The sequence below is a fragment of the Mesorhizobium erdmanii USDA 3471 genome (assembly GCF_000472705.1).
In the GTDB taxonomy this organism is placed as follows: Bacteria; Pseudomonadota; Alphaproteobacteria; order Rhizobiales; family Rhizobiaceae; genus Mesorhizobium; species Mesorhizobium erdmanii.
Map to the genome: position 1 here is coordinate 305,925 of NZ_KI421454.1, position 20,005 is coordinate 325,929.

Below are 20,005 nucleotides of genomic sequence, written 5' to 3' on the forward strand. Positions count from 1 at the left end.
ATTTCTGGGGGTCGGACGGTGAGACCCCATTTCGTGAATGTAGCAAACATGACTGGGGCGCTTTGCGCGAATTATTCGGACTGGACGCAGGAAATCAGCGTCTTCTTAAAGTCTACGCAGGTCGTCGACCGACGCGGTTAACAAGAAAAAACGGACGCGCTCTAAGACCACGGCTATCGTGACCTCGGCGCGTGAATAACGCAACTCCAGCTCATGCGTCGAATGAAACGCCCAAGCGTGCGATTGTGGCGGAGGATTTGGCGCCGTCATCCTTGCCGTCCGTCATCGATCGCCATGACCCAAAGCAACCGAAACAGCAATACTGACGTAGTCGAGCTGCCCCATTCCGACCAAGGATTCCTTGCTGTGTGGGTGATGCGTTCAAAATGACTATTGTGGAGCGAGGAATCTGCTACCCACCCGTAAAACGTCGGCCTATATGCGAAAGAGCGATACAACGCCTGTTTCCTGCGTTCAGACGGAATAATTCGCGCAGACCAGTCCATTTAAGCTGCTACCATGCCGTGTCTCACTTAGTGGGCCAAGAAGGCAGCATCGAGGGCATTTTCGAAACCACCTGGTCCGACCTACAAAATGCAATTCACTGGTCCACAGTTACGAACACTTGAAGTTAGAAGCCGTCCTGTTGCCGATCCCGGTCTCGGAGGCCGGAACGCGTCCTGCCATTTCTTGGGCTCGACTTTCCGCAGCTGCTTTATGACCGGGTCGAATACATGCCAGCCTAGCCTGTGGTCAGAGCGTTGCGATTTGGCTCACCGACAGCGTCAACCCTGTCACGATCCACGACTGAGGGATGACGCAATGCTCAGGGTCACGTTTAGTGCCACGGGCTCATCGGAAATGGCGAGACAGCACCAAAGCTATACCAACCGCAAGAAAGGGAAACTCCATGCCCATCGTCAGTCGCATCGCCGACCTTCTCCCGGAGATCGTGGCCTGGCGTCGCGACATCCACGCACATCCCGAAATGGGCTTTGACGTGTACCGCACTTCGGCCTTCGTAGCCGAGCGCCTGCGCGAATTTGGCTGCGATGAGATCGTGACCCGAGTTGGCAAGACCGGCGTCGTCGGCGTGATCAGGGGCAAGGGGTCCCTGAGCAACGGCAACCTCAAGGTCATCGGTTTGCGCGCTGACATGGATGCGCTGCCGATCGAGGAATCAACCGATCTGCCCTATGCCTCCAAGAATAAGGGCATCATGCATGCCTGCGGTCATGACGGCCACACCGCGATGCTGTTGGGCGCTGCGCGCTACCTTGCCGAAACCCGGAATATCGCCGGCGCGGCAGTCCTGATCTTCCAACCTGCGGAAGAGGTCGGTACGGGCGCGGTTGCGATGATCGAGGACGGCCTGATGGAGCGCTTCGGAATCGAACAGGTCTATGGCATGCACACTCTTCCCGGCTTGCCAGTTGGTACATTTGGTATACGACAAGGGCCCGTGATGGCTGCAACGGATGGCATCGAGATTAGAATCGAAGGCCGGGGCGGCCATCCCGGGACGCCTCATAAATGCGTGGACTCGATCTTAGTTGCCTCGCAACTTATCATGGCTCTGCAACAAATTTTGGCTCAGAACGTCGATCCCTTGGAATCGGCGGGGATTTCGTTCCACGAATTCCATTCCGGCACCACGCAGAGAGTAATTGCGCAGACAGCAGAACTGCGAGGCAGCATTCGCACGCTGAGTCCGGAGGTGCGTCAGCTTGTTAAAAAGCGGATGCGCGAGGTAGTCGCCGGCATCGCCCAGGTAACCGGCGCCAAGATCGACCTTACTATCCAGACCAGCGATGCCGTCGTGTTCAATCATGCTATGCAGACCGCACTTGCGATCAGAGCGGCGAAGGACGTGGCCGGTGAAGACAGCGTGCTTGAGACCCCGCCCATTTTGGGTGGGGAAGACTTCTCTTACATGGCGGAGGCGCGACCCGGTGCCTTCGTCTGGTGCGGAAACGGCGACAGCGCAGGCTTGCATCACGCCGCCTATGATTTTAATGACCAAGCGATTCTGTACGGGTCATCATTCTGGATCAAGCTCGTAGAGAACACTCTCGTGGCTTAGGTGTGCCAGGCAGGTAGTTCACAATTTGCGTTGATCAGCGCAGAATGCAACCCCTCGCCCGTTAATCGTCGGTTTGATTCGAATGCAGCCAGAATACGCCGATTTCCTGCGTTCAGAGGTATTGGTTCGCGCAAAGCGGCCGATTTGGGCTGCTACCTTTATAAAGCGGCCACCTGAAAGGTCGGCATCAAAAATGAGCTGGCAGGCCCAAGGATAGAGGTGCCTTTGAACCCCGCTGGGACTGCTGCATCGTGATTCATGTGAACGCGTAGATAACCTGAACGCAGCCTCGCAGATTTTTGGTGGGACTAGTGTGAAACAAAAGTGAGCCGGGAGGAACTTTAGATGGATAAGTGGAAACATGGGCCGCAGAGACGCGCAATCCAGAGTGGAATTGCCGCGCTCGTAGTCGCAGTGATGGTGCTCGCCTCATTAGCCGGTTCGGCTTCGGCGCAGTCGCTGCTGGAGAAGATCAAGAACGGAGAGACGATCCGAGTCGGCTTCTCCAACGAGGTTCCCTGGGCCTATCCCGGCGAGAACAACCAGCCGCTCGGCTTCGTCAATGCGATGACGACCGACATGCTGAAGAAGCTGGGCACGACCAAGGTCGAGCCGGTGGTGACCGAATGGGGCTCGCTCATTCCGGGCCTGCAGGCGGGTCGCTTCGACATCATCACGGGCGGCATGTACATCCTGCCGGAGCGCTGCCGCAACGTGCTGTTCACGGACCCGATCGTCAAGGCCACTGACGCGCTTATTGTTCCGGCTGGCAATCCGGAAAACCTTCACTCCTATCAGGATGTACACGACAAGAGCCTCACCTTCGCCACCGGCGCGGGCTACAGCGAAATCGCGCTCATGCGCAAGCTCGGCGTCCCCGACGACAAGATCATGCAGGTCGCCGGCCCGGCGGAAATCCTCCAAGCGGTGAAGTCCGGCCGTGCCGCCGCCGGTTCGGGCGCCTACTTCACCATGAAGGAGTTCACTGACAAAGACGATAGTGTCGCGCTGGTCCCGGTTGGTAACAACTATTATTCGGGCCTCGCGTTCCTGCCGAACCAGCAGGCGGAGGTAGATGCCTTCAACGCCGTACTGAAAGACTATATCGGTTCGGACGAGATGATGGTGTCAGTCGGCAAATACGGCTATACTAAAGCCAACCTGCCGGATGGCAAGACGACTGCCGAGCTCTGCGAGCATTGATGCCAGGCCAGGAATTGCCATCCATACGCCACACCGCCTTCCCGGGCCTGGCCGGGGGCGCTCAGCGAGGGGAAGGACATGATGAACGAGTTAGCGCTCGGCTTCAGCGTTGCAGCGCTCGCCAAGGGCGTCATAATCACCCTCGTAGTGACCCTCGCGTCATCGCTGGTGGCGATCGTCCTTGGGCTGATCGTTGGCCTGATCCGGATCTCGCTCCTTTGGCCGCTGCGCTGGTTTGGCGTCGCCTATATCGAATTCTTCCGTGGGACATCGATGCTGGTGCAGGTCTACTGGTGGTTCTTTGTGTTGCCTATCTTCGGGGTCGCGTTATCACCCTGGACCGTCGCGATCTTCGGTATCGGCATGAACGTGTCCGGTTACGGTGCCGAGCTGGTCCGCGCTGCCATCCAGGGTGTCGACCGCGGCCAGTATGAAGCCAGCATCGCGCTCAACTTGCCGCGGCTCACCGCGATGCGGCGTATCTTCTTGCCCCAGGCGATCCGCGCCATGCTGCCTGCCTGGGGCAACCTGCTCATCGATCTGCTCAAGAGTACCTCGCTTATCTTCTTCATCACCATTACAGAGCTCACCACCGCCTCCAAGCTTGCTGCCGACGCCACCGGTAACTACCTGCTGTTCTTCGCGGTGGCCCTGTTCGGCTATTACGTCATCGCGCGCGCGCTCATCACGCCCTTGGTGCGTTGGCTGGAACGCCGCTTCTCGCGGGGCTTTGTGCGGGAGGCACAGGCGTGAGCCTTTGGGACTGGTCCTATGTCTGGCAGGCGTTCCCATATCTCTATCGGGGCGCGATTGTCACAGTTGAGGCCACGCTGCTCGGCTTCGCGATCGCGCTGGTGCTGGGCTTGGTCTTCGCGCTGATCCGCCAGTCGCCGAACCGCTACATCTCCACAGCGATGGCGGAGATCGTGGAGTTCATCCGCTCCACGCCGCTGCTGTTGCAGGTGTTCTTCGTTTATTTCGTTGGACCTCAGTTCGGCATCGTCATCCCTGCCTGGACAGTTGGCATCGGCGTGCTCGGTATACATTATGCCGCCTATTGCTCGGAGTGCTACCGCGGCGGGATAGAGAATGTGGAAGGGGGCCAATGGGAGGCCTGCACAGCGCTCAACCTGTCGCCGGCGCGGAGCTGGCGCGCCATCATCCTTCCGCAGGCGATCCCGCCCATCGTGCCGGGCCTCGGCAACTACTTCATCGGCATGTTCAAGGACACACCGATCCTGGCCGCCATCGCAATCCTCGAGATGCTGCAACAGGCGAAGAATTTCGGAAGTGACAATTATCGCTACGTCGAGGCGATCACCATGGCCGGCTTGTTCTACCTCGTGTTCAGTTTGGCCGCTTCCGCAATCATCCAGTCGGTGAGCTTCTGGCTCAACCGTCGCTACCATCTCCAGTAGGAGGTCCGCCATGAGCGAAACCATAGTCGGCTTGGAGAACCTCACTAAGCGCTGTAGCGTGCTGGAGGAACTCAAATTAGGCATCGCGCGCACCGAGAAAGTCATGAGCGAACCTATGGTCCGTTTTGAGAACGTCGCAAAGCGCTACGGCACGCTTAGCGTGCTGGATGAACTCAATCTCGACATTGCCCGCAACGAGAAGGTGTGCATCATCGGTCCCTCCGGTTCGGGCAAAACCACCGTGCTGCGGATGCTGATGACGCTGGAGCGCATTAATGAGGGGGTGATTTGGGTAGACGGGGAGCCGCTCACGCACATGCGGAAGAACGGCCAGATGGTGCCGGCGAATGAGCGTCATTTGCGGCGTGTGCGCGGCAAAATTGGCATGGTGTTCCAGCACTTCAACCTGTTCCCGCACATGACCGCCCTGCAGAACTGCGTGGAGGCGCCGATCTCGGTGCTCGGGCTGTCCAGACAGGAGGCTGAGACCCGAGCGGCGGAGCTGCTCGATATGGTCGGGCTCAGCGACAAGAAGAACCATTTCCCGATCCAGCTCTCCGGCGGCCAAAAGCAGCGCGTGGCGATCGCTCGGGCGCTGGCAATGCGACCCAAGGTGATGCTGTTCGACGAGGTTACATCGGCGCTTGATCCAGAGCTCGTCGGAGAGGTGCTCAACGTCATCCGTAAGCTCGGCACAGAGCATGACCTCACAATGCTGATGGTCACGCACCAGATGGCCTTTGCCAAGGAGTTCTCCGACCGCGTCTGCTTCTTTTACGGCGGCAAGATTGCCGAACAAGGCCCGCCCGACCAGCTCTTCGGCGATCCGCAGCACGAGCGGACCCGACAATTTCTCAGCGCTGTGCTTGAGGCCAGGTAGGAAAGGATGCGTGGTTGAAGGTAGCCGCGATCTGGCAGGACTTGCGCATGTTCTCAATTGGCTCGCTGCAAGAGCCACCTACCAAAAGGATATCGCCGGATCCTCGGCGCATACTGGCAGAGATTGCCTCCGCCAGGTGCGGCGGTCGTCGTGATGCTATCGAACGTAGAGCTTCCGTTCGTAGTTGGTGATCATCTCGCAGCCTGTCTCGGTAACGCGCACCGTTTCGCTGGTGCCGACATCGGCGAAGCCGAACGCCTTGACCATCGACGGAATGTGGAAGGTCATATTGGCTTGCAACAGCCGGGTCTCTCCGCGCTTGAAGGACAGAATGTGTCCTTCGCCCCAATCCGGTGGATAGTTGATACCTATCGAATATCCGGTACGCTTGAAGCGACCTTCGTACCCCCCCGCGTTGACCGTGTCAGACCAAATGCTCCAGACCTCGCCGAGCGGACGATCCGGTCGGATGCCATCGATCATGTTTTCCAGCGCGCGGCGGGAAACATCTTCCATTTTTTCCAGTTCACGGTTTGACGGACTGACTACCGAGGCGCGCATGAGCGCCGCGCTGTAGCGCCTCACGGTTCCGGACAGCTCGAGGAACACCGGGTCGCCTTCTCGGAGAACGCGCCCCGACCAGGTGCCGTGCGCATAGCTTGTTCGAACACCCGAAGTCACGAACGGCGGATAGCCGGGGTATTCACTACCTTTCAGCGTGACTTCTCGCTGGATCTCAGCGGCGATATCATTTTCATTGGCTCCTGCACGGATCTGACCGATGCCAGCTTTCATGCCAGCCTCCGCGATCCTCGCTGCTTGGCGGATGTACTGCAGCTCGGCGTCTGATTTGACTACACGGATCGCTTCGACGATCATTGATCCGTCTTCGAACTGGGCGTCTGGAAGTAGCGACTTGAGATTTTCATAATCCGCGATGGTGAAGAACCACGACTTTTTTTCGAACCCGATCCGTGATTTCGCATAACCCAGGTCACGGAGCGTCTGTGCAAGTAGTTCGAGCGGGACTTCGTGGTCCATGTAGCTCGCGCTTCTGTCGATCCAGGAAAAGGCACGGACGTTAACCTCTTCGATGCCTCGGGTCAGGTGAAGCGGCTCATCGTCAATCGGGATGAGCAGGTATTGCGCCGAAGCGTAACCCAGCGTGGTGTATCCGCTCAAGTACAGCATATTTTCGGGGACCGTCACCACGAGCAGGTCAAGGTTTCGGCTCAAAATACCTTCACGAACTGCCTTCAGGCGAGTTTGGTACTCAGTTACCGCGAACGCGAGGTCCTTCTCGACCCTAACGCTGTCAATGCCGGAGACTTTCATGGATGCCTTTGTGGGATCAATTGTTGAATTTGTAGTCAGAACAGTACCATCGGCGCCGACGCCGTCTTCAGTAAGATCGCCATATTCTCGCAGAAAAGCTGCGTTTCAGGCTATTTTTACGCATCAATGCTTAACTCTTGCCGCGATATACCGGGAACGCATGGTGGCCGGCAGCTCTCTCCATTACTTCCCAGGCGTGCGATCCGCTGAGAAAGACGATGATCAATCTTGTATTCCGCTGGATTAATCCGGCTGACTGGCCCGCGTTGGCCAACGGGCTAAGTTCTGTAGAGTGGTCGGTCGCGGCCAATGCTTCAGGGAGGGGCAGAGCTGCTGAGGTGCGAAATGGGCGCGGCCCCGCGCTTTTCAGGCTGCAGCCCCTGCTCTCCTTGATAGCAAGACATCACTAAAGACGCGCGACCTCCACGGCGCATATCGACTATGACCTAACGAACAACCGCACATCGAATCAAGGCATATTCCAAAGAGGCCCGCGCTCGCCCGCGGTCGCGAGGAAGCACCGGCGTCACCTCGCTTCGCCGCAAGGCGTTAGGTAAGGTGACCTATTCTCGAGAAAAGGCCCCGCTTGATAGCTGCTACGGTAACTCTAGCCATCTATCGGAATGGCCAGAGAGGTCTTAGTTCGGTCCATGACCACCATCGTGCTGAAACCTTTCACATCGCTGTTCTCGTAGAAAAACCGACGCGAGAAGGACTCGTACTCTGCTAAGTCGCGGACGGAAACGAGCAACACAAAGTCCGCGTTTCCAGTGACGAAATAGGCACTGACAATCTCAGGTGTCCTTCGTATCGCCTGCTTGAACCGGTCGATAATATCGTAGCGGTCGCGCTCGAGGTCGATCGACACCAGCAACATTAGTGGCCGGCCTACAGCATCTGGAGATATCACTGAGACGTCCGCCTGGATCACTCCTTCGTCACGAAGGCGCTTCAACCGCCTTTGGCAGGCGGTTGCCGACACCCCTGCGAGACTGCCTAACTCTTCTGTCGTGAGCCGATTATTTTGCTGAACAGCGACGAGGAGTTTACGATCAATCCGGTCCAGTTCCACCCCGAAACCTCACTTATCACGACTGACACGCAGGTTTACTGCATGAGGGGAATTCTTACCGCTAGCTGTCTATTGGCGAAAGCCGAATCTGGGATGCGCCGCGGATTTCTTCTGAAAATATCAAAGGTGGCATTTTAGTCACCGTCAACCGGAAAGGCATGGCTTTAATTCTATTAGCCGGCGCTCCAACTCATCGTATCGAGCTAAAGACTCGCCAACCACATTCTCCAAAAGCCTTGAGATGTCGTTATCGTACTCATTGAATGGGAGACTTCCGCAGAACAGGATCGAGCCCGTCGAAAAGACAAAATTCCCCAGCGGCTTGGGAACGATGCACAGATCTGCTCGTACCTGGGCCGACTGCCACTCCGCCGTATGGATTTCCGGCCAGAACGCCTTCTCCGGTGCGCAGAAATATTCCCCCGGAATACCTTCAGTGGTAGCAAGCACTACCGTCTCGGGGGGCGTGCCGAGGCTTGCGTCGACGACATCTACCTCAAAACCTGCAGCGCCACCTCCCGAGTACCCGAAGCCGCCGAATTCTTTGCTTTGGATGCCTTCAAAAAACCTTGCGAACCGCTCATCGTACGACGCCGGGGTCCGGACGAAGTGCGTACCAAGGAAGTCGCCATGCGCCGACATTCCTATTCCGAATATCCTTTGCGGAGGTCTGTCGTTCTTCAACCACAGCCCACCATTCTGGCCGTCAAATGCGTGGAAATACTCCCCCGGCTCACACTCCCAGCCCCTTGCTCCAGCCTCTGCCCGTCGGATTTCAATGGCACCAGGAAACAGCTCGTTGGTTGCGATGCGCCAGTAAAAGCCATTACCTCCCAAATATCCGAAGCCTCCACCGCTGGAGATATAACTTTCGATAGCGTCGAGAGTCCTCTTCGTGTGGTATTCCGGATGCGTAACCGTGAGTACCAGCGAGTAGCCCGCTAACGCGGCCGTCCCTTCATCCTGCAAATCATGGTCCGTGACAATATCAACAGAAATGCCCTTGGCGCGGCACCAAGAAACTAGGTGCATATCAGCCGGGAAATGCCGAAGCCCAGAGCCATAATGGTCTACATAGGCGAAATATCCGGGACGCATGTTGAGTTGCGGTCGAAGTATAGAACTGAACATAATACCAGTGCCATCGGCATGCAGATCATAAAGGGACCGACCGTATTGAGGATATTCCGCTGGATGGTAGGGGTATGATTTCCATTCGTCTCGGCGTTTGACATATTCGGCGCCGAAATTCGAACGGGGGTGATTTGCATAGGCAACATAGGTGAAAGTCGAAAAAAGTATGGCAATCCTTGCCCTGCAAGACTGTTTGGACGGCCGCACAAAGAATGGAATGATATCCTCGGCACCGCCGCATCTCAGTCGGATGCCGTAAACACCACTGGGCAGGTCTGGCGCTGTATCAAAGGTGAAATCTGTGTCCCACTTCGCATCATAGAGATCGGTTTCATGGAAATGGACCGCCGCATACTCGTCGGGCGCGTGGCGCCAGCACATCTCCGTGCCCGACCAGTGCGAGCCGCGTACGGCTCTAGTGGGCAAGTTGAAAAGTTGTCCATCAAGCCTCAACGGGCCAGTGTCACGGATTGTCGACGTCGACATTTCCAGACCAAAATTCCAACACGCGAGCATCGTGTCAGGCATTGGCTGTGTGCCGTCGAGTCTTTGCGGCAATTGAGTCCCACGAAGGAGAGTAGGTGCTTCAAGCCGACCGTTGAAAAAAAATTCGAGCATCGAGCAGTCAGCATCGCGCGGCGTCGCAGCCAGTACCACCTTTTCATTTGCGCTTTTCTGATTGTATCCGAAGACTTGGTGTCCGACGATTTGTAATCCGTCAGCTACATTGTACCCGACGACATCCAACGCATGGCCATGCACTGCAATGCGCAGTTCGTACCACTGGCCAATTCTTAAGCTGAGTTCCTTGAAACTCACTTGGGCTGGCGTGCGACAGACGAGCTGGGTATCTGTGATGGCGATGGAAACAGATATGCCCTCCAAGTCGGCGAAGGAGAACAAGGTCTGCGGAGACGAACGTAGCAGCCGAGGCTGAAACCGGATGGAGAACGTATTTTCCCTCAGATCTGCGCCTTGCAGAGGGATGACTCCATAAGAACCCAGCTGTATTTGCTTGGAGACCGAAGGATATGCCCCCTCAAAAGGCGAGGCAACCGGCCTTAGGTCCAAACCGGGTCCCTTTGGGTTAGGGTCTGCTGAGAAAATCCTCACTAGGTCTGCAGCGTAGTCCTGCGTAAAGCTGCTGGAAACTTTGACCTCGATGCTTTCACCCGCACGGACCGAGAGGCGGTTGGTATATCCAATCAGACAAGCGGTTTGGATATCTCCCGCGCGAGGTGAAATCGACGCATTCATCGAATGGGTACCTGAGCCTTGCTGTGTCAACCGTACGTGCATGACAAGCGTTCTGAGTACGGTGTCTCTTCGTTCTTCAGATGTCACATTACCCAGAAATGGGTAGAACTTCGTCGGCTCTCCCGCTTTTCCAATCGGACCGCTCGAAGGCCATGATCAGCTCGTCGCAAAGCTTTCCGCGAAAAATAGAGCACCCGCGCGCCACGCTTTCAAGCTTGAAACCGATCGCCTCGTAACTTCTCCTCGCGTTCAGATTTTCGGGAAAACAACCAAGCCGAAGGCGGTCCACCAAAGATTCGGCAAATACAGTTTCGATTAGCGCAGACATCATGGCGCGACCGTACCCCCCCCCTTGTTTCGTCACGGCGAGCCGCTTAACGAAAATCGAAGTTTCCGCTGCTCGCCAACCATTCGAGATCGCGAAGCCCACAGGGATGCCGTCAGATTCCGCCAGAAAATATCGATAGTCCGGATCAGCGATGGCGGTCAGATGCTGAGACTCGTTCCATTGGTCGATAAAATCCCTATACGCTGGGATCTGCTCTGTTCGGATAATGAACGAAATGTCGGTGGGCAAAGCCCGCCTGAGAAAAACGCACGGCCGCCTGTCCGCCATAGTACCCAAAGTTCCTCACCAATAGGCATCTGCGGGGTACGCAGGCTGCACCAGACGCAAGTTAGCGCCCGGTGCAACCCGCCCCTATTGAGCTGTTACAACAATGGAGCGATTTCCTGTTCCCACCGCTTTTGCCAAACGGCTTCCTGTTCAGACAGGTAGGCCCAGTCAGGGATGTAAGCATGAAGATTCATTTCCTCGCTATTGAGCGAGAATGGTTTTAACTCTTCAGAGACCACCGATTTGACGTTGGCGGGCAACCCAGCTCCTGAGATCTGGTTGAAGGTGGCGTCATTCTCCGGACTGATCGCAAAGTTGGCGAAATCGAAAGCAGCCTTCGTGTTGCCACCCTTAAGCACCGTCCATCCTTCCTGGTAGATGAACGTTCGGAAACCTGACGCCGTGTCCATCTTGTTCAAATAGTGGAGTTGGAAGTTCCTGGCGAGATCCTTAATGACAAACGCGGCTGCGAAGGCCATACTTGTTTCGCCGGTGCTTATCGAACTTGTCATGTCCTGATCGGAATTGGCGACGCGGCCGATATTACCGCTGCGCGCGAGCTCTTTCACGAAATCCCATGCGGGCTCCAAGTTTCGTTCGTCGCCGCCTTTGTGAAGGGCCAGCATGACCATCTGAAGGTTTGAGCCGAGCGAGGGCACATTCCAGCAGATTTTGCCCTTCAGCCGCGGGTCTAGAAGATCTTCGACCTTCGTAATCTCAAAAGGGATGGTGTCCTTGCGGTAAATCCAGAACGTGGACGCAACGGTTCGCGGGATGTTGACGATATTGCCACCCCCATCCTTCACGAGCAACTTAGGCGGGATGTCGGCGAGGTTGGGAACTTGTTCCAGCGTAACTGGTTCAGCCCATCCTTCTTTCGCGACCATCTGCCAAGATGGGTCCCATCCTGAAAGCAGATCGATTCCTGGCTTTGGCCATGTGGATTTGATCTTTGACATAATGACCATGGCGCCGCCCGCGTGACGCTGCCAGTTAACGTCCACATGCGTCTGCTTAGCTGCTATCGCTTGGCTGGCATCAAGATAGGCCCCCCCCCACTCTACAGCAGTGATCTTTTCTGCAGCCAAGGCTCGGCCCAGAGACAGCGGTCCTGCTGTAGACAATACAGCCGCCGATGAAGCCAGTTTGGTGAATTGACGCCGTGTCATTCTATTCATTTCAGGTTCCCTTTTTTATAGTTGATACATATTCGTAAGCGTCGATATGCTCGTCGCCTCAATGTCTTTAGGCGTATTACTGCCTCTCCTCTGCAACGAAGCAAAGTTTACGCTATCGTGTTTTAGACACGCGATCTGTCCTCCCTGCATCAATTTACTTACCGATTGCCGCTAGCATCATTCTGCAGAGCAAAGTGAGGTCGTATACCGGGAGGTTTGTGAGGCGGCGAATAGCCGGAGAAACAGCGGGGAAAACCGCACATTCGAACAAAATAGCCGCAATTTCCGGGTGCTCTTCCCGCAACTTCATCACACGCTCAGAGACGACTTTCTCCAGACCCACGACGTCAAACGGAGGCGCCGGCATCTTCAGCTCGTCGTGCCAAAACTGGCTACCCTCAATACCGCCGACAACAACCCTCGCCCGGTCTTGCGGGTCGCTCAAGCCGATCATATCTTCGCTTACGTAGTTTGAGTCGTACGTGAGAACGGCAATCTTCGCCGGCGCCGGCAGCTGCTTCAATAGCATCGGCAGCAGAAGCATGCTGGACATCGCCACCGGAACTTGGACTGAAGAGGCCACCGCACCTTGCAATCGTATTGTGAAACCACAATTTGAACTGATGGCCACAGCGCCTTGCTCCACCAAGCGTCGCGCCGCTGCGATGTAGGAGGGCTCCAAAGCTGGGTCACCGCGCAAAACGCGCTCTCCAAAAGAACCTTCAGGCACCTCGGTGATCGTGGGGAAATCGATCGAGGCCGGGTTTTGGATAGAGCCGACTTCGTTTTCCCTGGCGGGATCGCGCGGTCCCTGGTCAAGCGCCAATACGCCAAGCGAAGGTGTGAGCTTAGATTCCATTGGTGATTAGATCCTAATCGTCGCAGTCGCCTGCCGCGATGGAGCAGCGGGGTACTGAGTATTCACGTTGGAACGATAGCAGTGGCAGTTTACGGGCAATAGACAATTTTGACCGCTTTCTGCAGGAAACCTGCATTCTCAAGCCAGCCATGAGCGTTTTCATGCATCGAAAAGCCTACACGCAGTTTCGGGCATTATGAGCCGGAGGGTCGTCCAGCCCCAGTTGCGATAAGTGCTGAGCAAGACAACCTTGCGCGATCCCGTCACAACGGCTTTTGGCTAGGAAGTCTCCTGCGGGTTTCGACCAGCGCGTGCCAGATTGATTGTGCAAAGCTGCGTGGTGTCAAAACACTGATTCCGCCTGGTCGGCACCATAGAACCACACCGATCCCATGCAGTGGCGTCAATGCGACGCTGTCGACCGGAAAATGCTGCGGCACGAGATTCACACTCACAAACTGGTTCAGCAGTTGGGAGGCTATAGAGCTGTCGACCTGTATCGTGTGCCAGGCATGGGATAAATCCTGGACGCAGCCAATATCAGGCGGAAGGTCGGGTTTGACGTCCGGTGCGAGATCTCCGCCAACCAACCAAAGGCGTTGTGGGTGGACGCGCAGCAGGGATGCGTAGGCACCGCATACGGCCTTTCCCGGTGTTGGCGAAGTGGAAAGCTTGTACTGGGCCGCCAAAGTCCCAGCCATCTCAACATAACGTTGCGGCCAAGCATGGTATTGGACCACAGTTGTTGAAGGCTGGTAGGTGACCTCGGAAACTGTCGCCAAGCCCTCTGTTGGGTAAATGCGCTTAGCCATGGAGCCGTTTTCCTTCAGGGTCTATGAAGTGAGGCGAAACGACCTTCACGAGATAACGGACGCCGCGGATCGGATTGTCAGCCAGGAGCGTTCTACCTTCCCATTTGGAGAGGCCGCCATTCAGCATACCAATCCCGATCCAATGACCGAGAGAGGGACTTTCGATTGCAGAAGTCACCCAACCCAATCCATGGCCACTGAGGTCCTGCTGCTGGCAGAGGATGGAGCCCACTTCAAACGTTTCACCATCCGTCACAGGCACCAATCCCACCAATTGAGCCCGGTTATCGTTGCATAGTTCGGGTCTGCGGCGCATGACGGATCCGACAAAGGGCTTTTTGCCGGATGCCATGCGCCCCAAGCCCAAGTCGTCCAGTGTTGAACGACCGTCCAGTTCGCCACCTACTATATGACCTTTTTCAATTGCCAGTGCGTCCAGAGTCTCAGTTCCGTACGGGCCTCCACCAAGACCTTTCACGCCAGTAAGCAGCAGGTTCCAGGTATTTTCCCCAAAATCCGCTGGCACGTAGACCTCATACCCGAGCTCACCCGAAAAGCTTATCCGAGCAACACGGCAGTCGACACCGTCGATTTTTCCTTCGCGGACCCCCATGAAAGGAAAGGCGTCGTTATCCAATTTCATGCCGGTGATTATCGGTTCCAACAATTCGCGCGATCGTGGCCCGGCGATAGATATGGCCGCCCACTGCTCGGTGACCGAAGTTGCGGAGGCTCGCAGGTCCGGCCATCGCGTCTCCAACAATTCTTCTAACCAAGACAAGACCTTGCCCGCGCAGGCGGTTGTGGTTGTCACAAGGTAGTCGAACTCACCAACGCGCCAGCAGGTCCCGTCGTCCATTGCCAAGCCGTCGTCTCGCAGCATGACACCATAACGTGCCTTGCCCACCGGCAATGATTTGAAGGCGTTGACATACACCCGGTTCAGAAATTCTCCCGCATCCGGGCCTTGGACCGATATTTTGCCGAAAGATGACACGTCGCAGATGCCAACGGACCTTCGGACCATTCGCATCTCCCGCTGGTAACCCGCCTCAAGGCTTTCGGCGCCTTGTGGAAAGTATTGTGAGCGCAGCCAGAAACCTGACTCTATCATGTTCGCGCCCTGGCTTATCGACGCATTGTGCACGGGAGAACGACGCGTGGGATAAAGACGTTGACCTGGGTCAGAACCCGCTAATACACCGATTGAAACCGGCGCAAACGGCGGCCTGAATGTCGTCGTTCCCACTTCACTGATCTGCCGCCCCCGCATTTTTGCGATCAGGGCTAAGGCATTGACGGCAGACGTTCGTCCTTGGTCTGTTCCCATACCCAGTGTCGTATAGCGCTTCAGCAGCTCCGGAGCGTCGTAACCCTCCGATGTGCTTAGGATAATGTCGCCCAGCGTTACGTCATTTTGGACGTCGACAAATGCTTTCCCCTTAATCGAATTCAACACATGTTGGCGAATGGGGTTATCCCATCCGCCTGCTGGCGGGAAACCTGGCTTTACGATCGTTTTGCCTAGCGCAATCGCCGCCTCCGCTCCGCCAGCGCGCCCAGAATCGCGGCATTCGTCATTTCCCCATACACCAGAAGCCGCGCCGACGCACCGGATAGGCTCTCGGGTCTCGCCGGGCAGAAAAGCAGCAAGCTCATCGCTCCACACGGGCCGGACGCCTCGCTGGCTAAGCAGATGTTGGGTAGGCGACCATCCGCCGGACATCCCGATAGCATCACAGCGAATGATCTCTGCATGGCCTCCGTTGGGGTCACCTATCTGTAACCCTGTGACGCCATTACGGCCTTTAGCCCTCAGCGGTACACGTCCAAAACGGACCTCGACGTCCGCGGCCAAGGCCGCATCGACCATGGAGCCGGACGCTTTCTCGCGAGCATCAACGAGGATAGTGAAAATGCCCGCCTTGGCCAGATCGCGCGCTGCAATGTATGCGCTGTCATTATTCGTGACGATGACGGCGCTTTTGCCCGCAGCCACTGCCCACCGATTTGCATAGCTTCGCATCGACGAGGCCAGCATGACGCCGGGCCGGTCGTTGTTGCCGAAGATGAGGGGACGCTCGATGGCACCGGCTGCCACGACGACTCGCTTGGCCCGAATGGTCCACAGCCGTTCCCTGGCGGTATTGTCCAATTCTCCGGGGGAACGCTGCAGACGTTCAACTAAGCCGACGACCCCATGGTCATAAATACCAAAAGCAGTCGTACGCGTGAGGATACGAATATTGGGGGACGCTCGCAGATCTCGTTCTCTTGACGCCAGCCAAGCCGACGCAGTCACATCTTCAATCGGGACGGTCTCCTGCAAGAGGTTTCCGCCCAGTTGAAAGTCGCGCTCCACCAATATCACATTGAGTCCGGCCCCAGACGCGACGCGTGCCGCTTCAAGACCCGCAGGACCAGCTCCGACAACGAGAAGGTCGCAAAAGCCTTCAACATTTTCATATCTGTCCGGATCAGGTTCGCGAGAGGCGCGTCCCAACCCGGCGGCCCTGCGAATGAAACGCTCGTAAAACATCCAGCTTCGCGACGTTTTGCCGGGGCCCATAAAGGTCTTATAATAAAATCCCGCGCCGAGAAACGGCGTGAACAGCTGGTTGAGGACGCCGATGTCGAAGCGAAGCGAGGGCCAGCAATGCTGGCTGTAGGCTTCCAAGCCTTGGCAAAGCTCCTCCGTGGTAGCGAGAGTGTTCGGGGTAGCGCTTGCCCCCCTTCCTACAGTCAGCAGCGCAGACGTTTCCTCAAGGCCTGCACTCATGATTCCACGTGGCCGATGATACTTGAAGCTACGGCCTACCAAGCACTCACCGTTTGCCAACAGAGCCGACGCCAATGTGTCACCCGTATAACCCTGGAGGCGGCGCCCATTGAACGAGAATTCGACCGGGCGATCCCGATCCAGCGCACCCCCAACTTCAAAGCGGAAGGCGGTCATTTCACGAGCTCCGAAATGGTGAGGCGCACCGGCTCGACCTGGGAAATGGAGTGGGTCAAGGTATCGCGTTCGAGGACCAGCCAAATCCGGCAGCCACCAGAGTGCTGCCACTTTTCGCGAAGCACACCTTTGGGATTTGACCTTATATAGACCGCGTCATTCCACTCCTCGAGTGACGCATCAAGTTCGGGAAACGTCACGCTAGCGTCGCCACCATACGTGAATTCACTGTGGTCGCGTTCGCCACAGAAAGGACAGCTGATGCGCATTAGTGAAGCCTTGGAATGGGGCCGGTGCCGGCCTCGTCGATAGTTGCGCCTCGCGCGAATCTATCGAGTGAAAATGGTGCTGACAGGCGATCATTCTCACCTCGAGCAATTAGGTGAGAAAAACACCAGCCTGACGCCGGCGTTGCCTTGAATCCGCTATAACCCCATCCACCGCTAAGATAGAGACCTTCGAGCGGTGTCTTTGAAATGATGGGCGAGCCATCCATGGTCATATCATTGATGCCACCCCAGTGCCGCACCAGACGGACCCTGCCTAGGCACGGCATTAGTGAAACCGCTAGAGAAGCTACGTCACGAACAGCCGGCAAATTGCCTCGTTGAGCGTATGAGTTGTACATGTCGAGATCGCCGCCGAATACCATCCCACCCTTATCTGATTGGCTGATGTAGAATTGACCGTGTGACACGAAGTCGATCACGTGGTCGAGAAGTGGCTTCAATGGTTCAGATACAAAGGCTTGCAGGAGATGGCTCTCTATAGGAAGCCGCAGACCGGCCATTTCGCCAAGCTGCGAGGTATGACCCGCCACCGCCATTGCCGTTTTCTTGGACAGGACGCGACCCCTGGTTGTTTCCACACCGGTAATGCGGCCGCCATCTCGGAGGAAACCGGTAACCTCACAGTTCTGAATTATGTCGACTCCGAGCTGTGATGCAGCGCGGGCGTATCCCCAGACGACCGCATCATGGCGGGCAGTCCCCCCGCTCGGTTGAAGCAACCCTCCCCAGATCGGAAAGCGTGCTGTCGGCCGATAATCCAGGTGCGGTACTAATTTCTGCATTGCCGCGCGGTCTAGCAAACGCGCCTCAATGCCGTGGCGAAGCATTATGTTGCTACGCCTCACTGCCCCATCCACGTCCTCTGATGAATTCAGCAGAAGGATCTGCCCGCGCGGACTGAACATGACGTTGAAGTTCAGTTCGCTCGAAAGCGTATCCCAGAGCTTTTGAGAATGCCCATAAAACTCGGTCGAACCCGCCAGCAGGTAATTTGCCAGAATGATAGTTGTGTTCCGACCGGCATTGCCGGACCCGATGTGAGATTTTTCGAGAACTGCAACGTTACGAATACCGAATTCCTTGGCCAGGTAGTAGGCGGTGGCAAGTCCATGTCCGCCGCCGCCCACTATCACCACGTCATACTGCGACTTTGGTTCAGGATTGCGCCAAGCGCGGGACCATGGCCGACCCGAGACAGCGTGCCTTAATAATTCAAACGCAGAATAGTTTGTCATACAGCCTCAACTTGCCGCGAGCCAGCAGGCCACATACCAAGCGCACAATTGCGATGTTGTTGTCCCTGCCATCCTAACAAGGCTTAGGACGTAAAACTCGGGATTTCACCGTCTATTATGTTGAAGTCCGGCATATTTCGAGCGCTCTGCGCATGAAAGCCGCGAAGCCAAAGATTTTTCGGGTTCTTTTGCACCGAAACGGTTATGTTGGGCGGGGGCGGAGAGGACGGCGAGCTTACAACACAACTTGGTGGCGCCTAGCTGCGTCTGTGAACACCGCCGGGCGATGATTACAAAAGATCAGCAGCGTCCCTTCGCTACATTGGCCTACGGCGCAGAAATTATGCGGCTCGCCGGCTCTCAAAGCTGCAAGACGGACAGGTGGGACGTGTAACCTGCTGGGGCCGCCCACGATGGCGTCTGGTTTGCTCAACTTTGGATTACGATCTTGAATCAAACAGTTGCGACTGAAAGCCCCCCCTCGTTTCTTGACGCCATCCGCAAAGATTTCCCGGCGACCAGTGAGTTTATCTACATGGATGTTGCGAACCAGGGCCTCATATCGCGGGCAGTCCGCGATTCCATCAATGAGCACCTTAACAACCGGCTCGTCGGCATCAATGACGAACTGCACCAGTTGGCTAAGGTAGAGGAGACCCGCGAGCTTTTCGCCCGCTTTATCGGCGCTCAGACAAATGAGATCGCCCTGACGAAAAACGCTTCGGAGGGGATTAACATCATTGCCAATGCATTCGCTTGGAAAGAGGGCGACAACATAATTCTCTGCCCGAAACTCGAACACGCCAACAACATTCTCCCATGGCTGCAATTAAAGGCTCGTCAGGGGGTTGAAGTCCGGACGATCGAGCCACTCAACGGACAGATTGACGTCGAAGCTTTGGGTAAAGCCATCGACAGCCGAACCCGCGTTGTTACGATCGCCACGGTGACGATGGTGCCCGGCTTCCGGACCGAGGTCTCGGCAATTGCCAGGCTTTGCAACCAAAAGGGGGTCTTCCTCCTAGCAGACGCCACGCAATCAGTAGGCATTCTTGCCACGGATGTGCGCGATCTGGGCATCGATGGGCTGGCTGTCTCGACAGTCAAGGGCCTTATGGGTCTTTACGGATCCGGCTTTTTGTATTGCCGGCGGCAATGGGCCGACCGGCTTCTGCCGGCCTATCTTGCGAGATTCAGCGTAGATCTCGGCGAGGCTTTGGAATCTGCTCCGGTATCCGACACGTTTACTCTCCGCCCTGGCGCAACCCGCTTTGACATCGGGCACTATAACTTCCCGGGTCTAATCGCGGTAACAGCATCCATCCGGCAGCTGAGTGCCGTCGGAATGGAAAGGATCGAGCGCCACGTAACCGGTCTGGCGGCCCGTCTCGCAACCGGTCTTCATGGTCTGGGCATGCCTGTATGCGGGGGACTGCTTCGACCAGGCTCCAGCAGTATTGTGGCGGTAGGCGACATGTCACTGCTCGGCGGTCAATCATCACACCAGTTAGATGTGGCATCGTTGCGGGATCATCTGGCGCAGCACAAGATCATCGCATCCGCCCGCCGTGGGGTGCTGCGGTTTTCACTTCATCTCTACAATACGGCCGATGAGGTCGATCAAGTTATTGACATAGCCAAGGGCTGGTTGACCCGCCCCGCCTGATCGCATTCTAC

General features: G+C 56.5%; 16 protein-coding genes. 6 read left to right on the forward strand and 10 right to left on the reverse strand.

All coding sequences use genetic code 11. From position 1 onward, the window contains the following. The first annotated feature begins 910 nt into the window (after positions 1–910). The 5 genes from A3AU_RS0131865 (at position 911) to ehuA (ending at position 5,584) form a co-directional block, all read left to right on the forward strand. Positions 911–2,083, forward strand: a complete 1,173-nt coding sequence (locus tag A3AU_RS0131865) for a M20 aminoacylase family protein (RefSeq protein WP_027056465.1) — start codon at positions 911–913, stop codon at positions 2,081–2,083. A gap of 345 nt (positions 2,084–2,428) precedes the next feature. Continuing rightward, complete coding sequence (gene ehuB, locus A3AU_RS0131870; protein ID WP_027056466.1) at positions 2,429–3,286, forward strand: ectoine/hydroxyectoine ABC transporter substrate-binding protein EhuB; 858 nt, start codon at positions 2,429–2,431, stop codon at positions 3,284–3,286. 78 nt (positions 3,287–3,364) lie between these two features. After that, complete coding sequence (ehuC, locus tag A3AU_RS0131875; protein ID WP_245235622.1) at positions 3,365–4,039, forward strand: ectoine/hydroxyectoine ABC transporter permease subunit EhuC; 675 nt, start codon at positions 3,365–3,367, stop codon at positions 4,037–4,039. Then, positions 4,036–4,704, forward strand: a complete 669-nt coding sequence (gene ehuD, locus A3AU_RS0131880; RefSeq protein WP_027056468.1) for an ectoine/hydroxyectoine ABC transporter permease subunit EhuD — start codon at positions 4,036–4,038, stop codon at positions 4,702–4,704. Before ehuC ends, ehuD begins: the two co-directional genes overlap by 4 nt. 103 nt (positions 4,705–4,807) lie before the next feature. Then, positions 4,808–5,584 (forward strand): ectoine/hydroxyectoine ABC transporter ATP-binding protein EhuA, encoded by a 777-nt coding sequence (gene ehuA, locus A3AU_RS0131885; protein WP_032918570.1) that lies wholly within the window; start codon positions 4,808–4,810, stop codon positions 5,582–5,584. A 156-nt stretch (positions 5,585–5,740) separates the two neighbouring features. Here the strand turns inward: ehuA and A3AU_RS0131890 are convergent, their stop codons facing one another. The 10 genes from A3AU_RS0131890 to A3AU_RS0131930 form a co-directional block, all read right to left on the reverse strand. Further along, entirely contained in the window at positions 5,741–6,919 is a 1,179-nt protein-coding gene (locus tag A3AU_RS0131890; protein ID WP_027056470.1) for a M24 family metallopeptidase, read from the reverse strand. A 607-nt stretch (positions 6,920–7,526) separates the two neighbouring features. Then, on the reverse strand, positions 7,527–7,991 hold the full coding sequence (locus A3AU_RS0131895; protein WP_027056471.1) for an Lrp/AsnC family transcriptional regulator: 465 nt from the start codon (positions 7,989–7,991) through the stop codon (positions 7,527–7,529). Positions 7,992–8,135: 144 nt separating this feature from the next. Then, positions 8,136–10,382 carry a N,N-dimethylformamidase beta subunit family domain-containing protein gene (locus A3AU_RS01000000136600; RefSeq protein WP_051355524.1) on the reverse strand — a complete coding sequence of 749 codons (2,247 nt, stop codon included), beginning with the start codon at positions 10,380–10,382 and terminating at the stop codon, positions 8,136–8,138. A gap of 88 nt (positions 10,383–10,470) precedes the next feature. Beyond that, the gene (locus A3AU_RS01000000136605; protein ID WP_209444689.1) at positions 10,471–10,959 is read right to left on the reverse strand and encodes a GNAT family N-acetyltransferase; all 489 of its coding nucleotides are present in this window, start codon (positions 10,957–10,959) and stop codon (positions 10,471–10,473) included. A 134-nt stretch (positions 10,960–11,093) separates the two neighbouring features. Next, positions 11,094–12,176 carry an ABC transporter substrate-binding protein gene (locus A3AU_RS0131910; RefSeq protein WP_027056472.1) on the reverse strand — a complete coding sequence of 361 codons (1,083 nt, stop codon included), beginning with the start codon at positions 12,174–12,176 and terminating at the stop codon, positions 11,094–11,096. Positions 12,177–12,330: 154 nt separating this feature from the next. Next, complete coding sequence (locus A3AU_RS1000000140660; RefSeq protein ID WP_027056473.1) at positions 12,331–13,035, reverse strand: aspartate/glutamate racemase family protein; 705 nt, start codon at positions 13,033–13,035, stop codon at positions 12,331–12,333. A gap of 263 nt (positions 13,036–13,298) precedes the next feature. Then, entirely contained in the window at positions 13,299–13,847 is a 549-nt protein-coding gene (locus A3AU_RS1000000138605) for an aminomethyltransferase family protein (protein ID WP_081709747.1), read from the reverse strand. Next, positions 13,840–16,803, reverse strand: a complete 2,964-nt coding sequence (locus tag A3AU_RS0131920; RefSeq protein WP_027056474.1) for a sarcosine oxidase subunit alpha family protein — start codon at positions 16,801–16,803, stop codon at positions 13,840–13,842. The genes A3AU_RS1000000138605 and A3AU_RS0131920 overlap by 8 nt, the downstream gene beginning before the upstream one ends. Beyond that, positions 16,800–17,072: a sarcosine oxidase subunit delta gene (locus A3AU_RS0131925; protein WP_027056475.1), complete on the reverse strand. Its 273-nt coding sequence runs from the start codon at positions 17,070–17,072 to the stop codon at positions 16,800–16,802. The genes A3AU_RS0131920 and A3AU_RS0131925 overlap by 4 nt, the downstream gene beginning before the upstream one ends. Next, positions 17,072–18,328 carry a sarcosine oxidase subunit beta family protein gene (locus tag A3AU_RS0131930; RefSeq protein WP_027056476.1) on the reverse strand — a complete coding sequence of 419 codons (1,257 nt, stop codon included), beginning with the start codon at positions 18,326–18,328 and terminating at the stop codon, positions 17,072–17,074. Before A3AU_RS0131930 ends, A3AU_RS0131925 begins: the two co-directional genes overlap by 1 nt. 448 nt (positions 18,329–18,776) lie before the next feature. Here A3AU_RS0131930 and A3AU_RS0131935 point away from each other — a divergent pair, with 448 nt between their 5' ends. Next, positions 18,777–19,994, forward strand: coding sequence for an aminotransferase class V-fold PLP-dependent enzyme (locus tag A3AU_RS0131935; protein WP_027056477.1), 1,218 nt, complete (start codon positions 18,777–18,779; stop codon positions 19,992–19,994). The last annotated feature ends 11 nt before the right edge of the window (positions 19,995–20,005 follow it).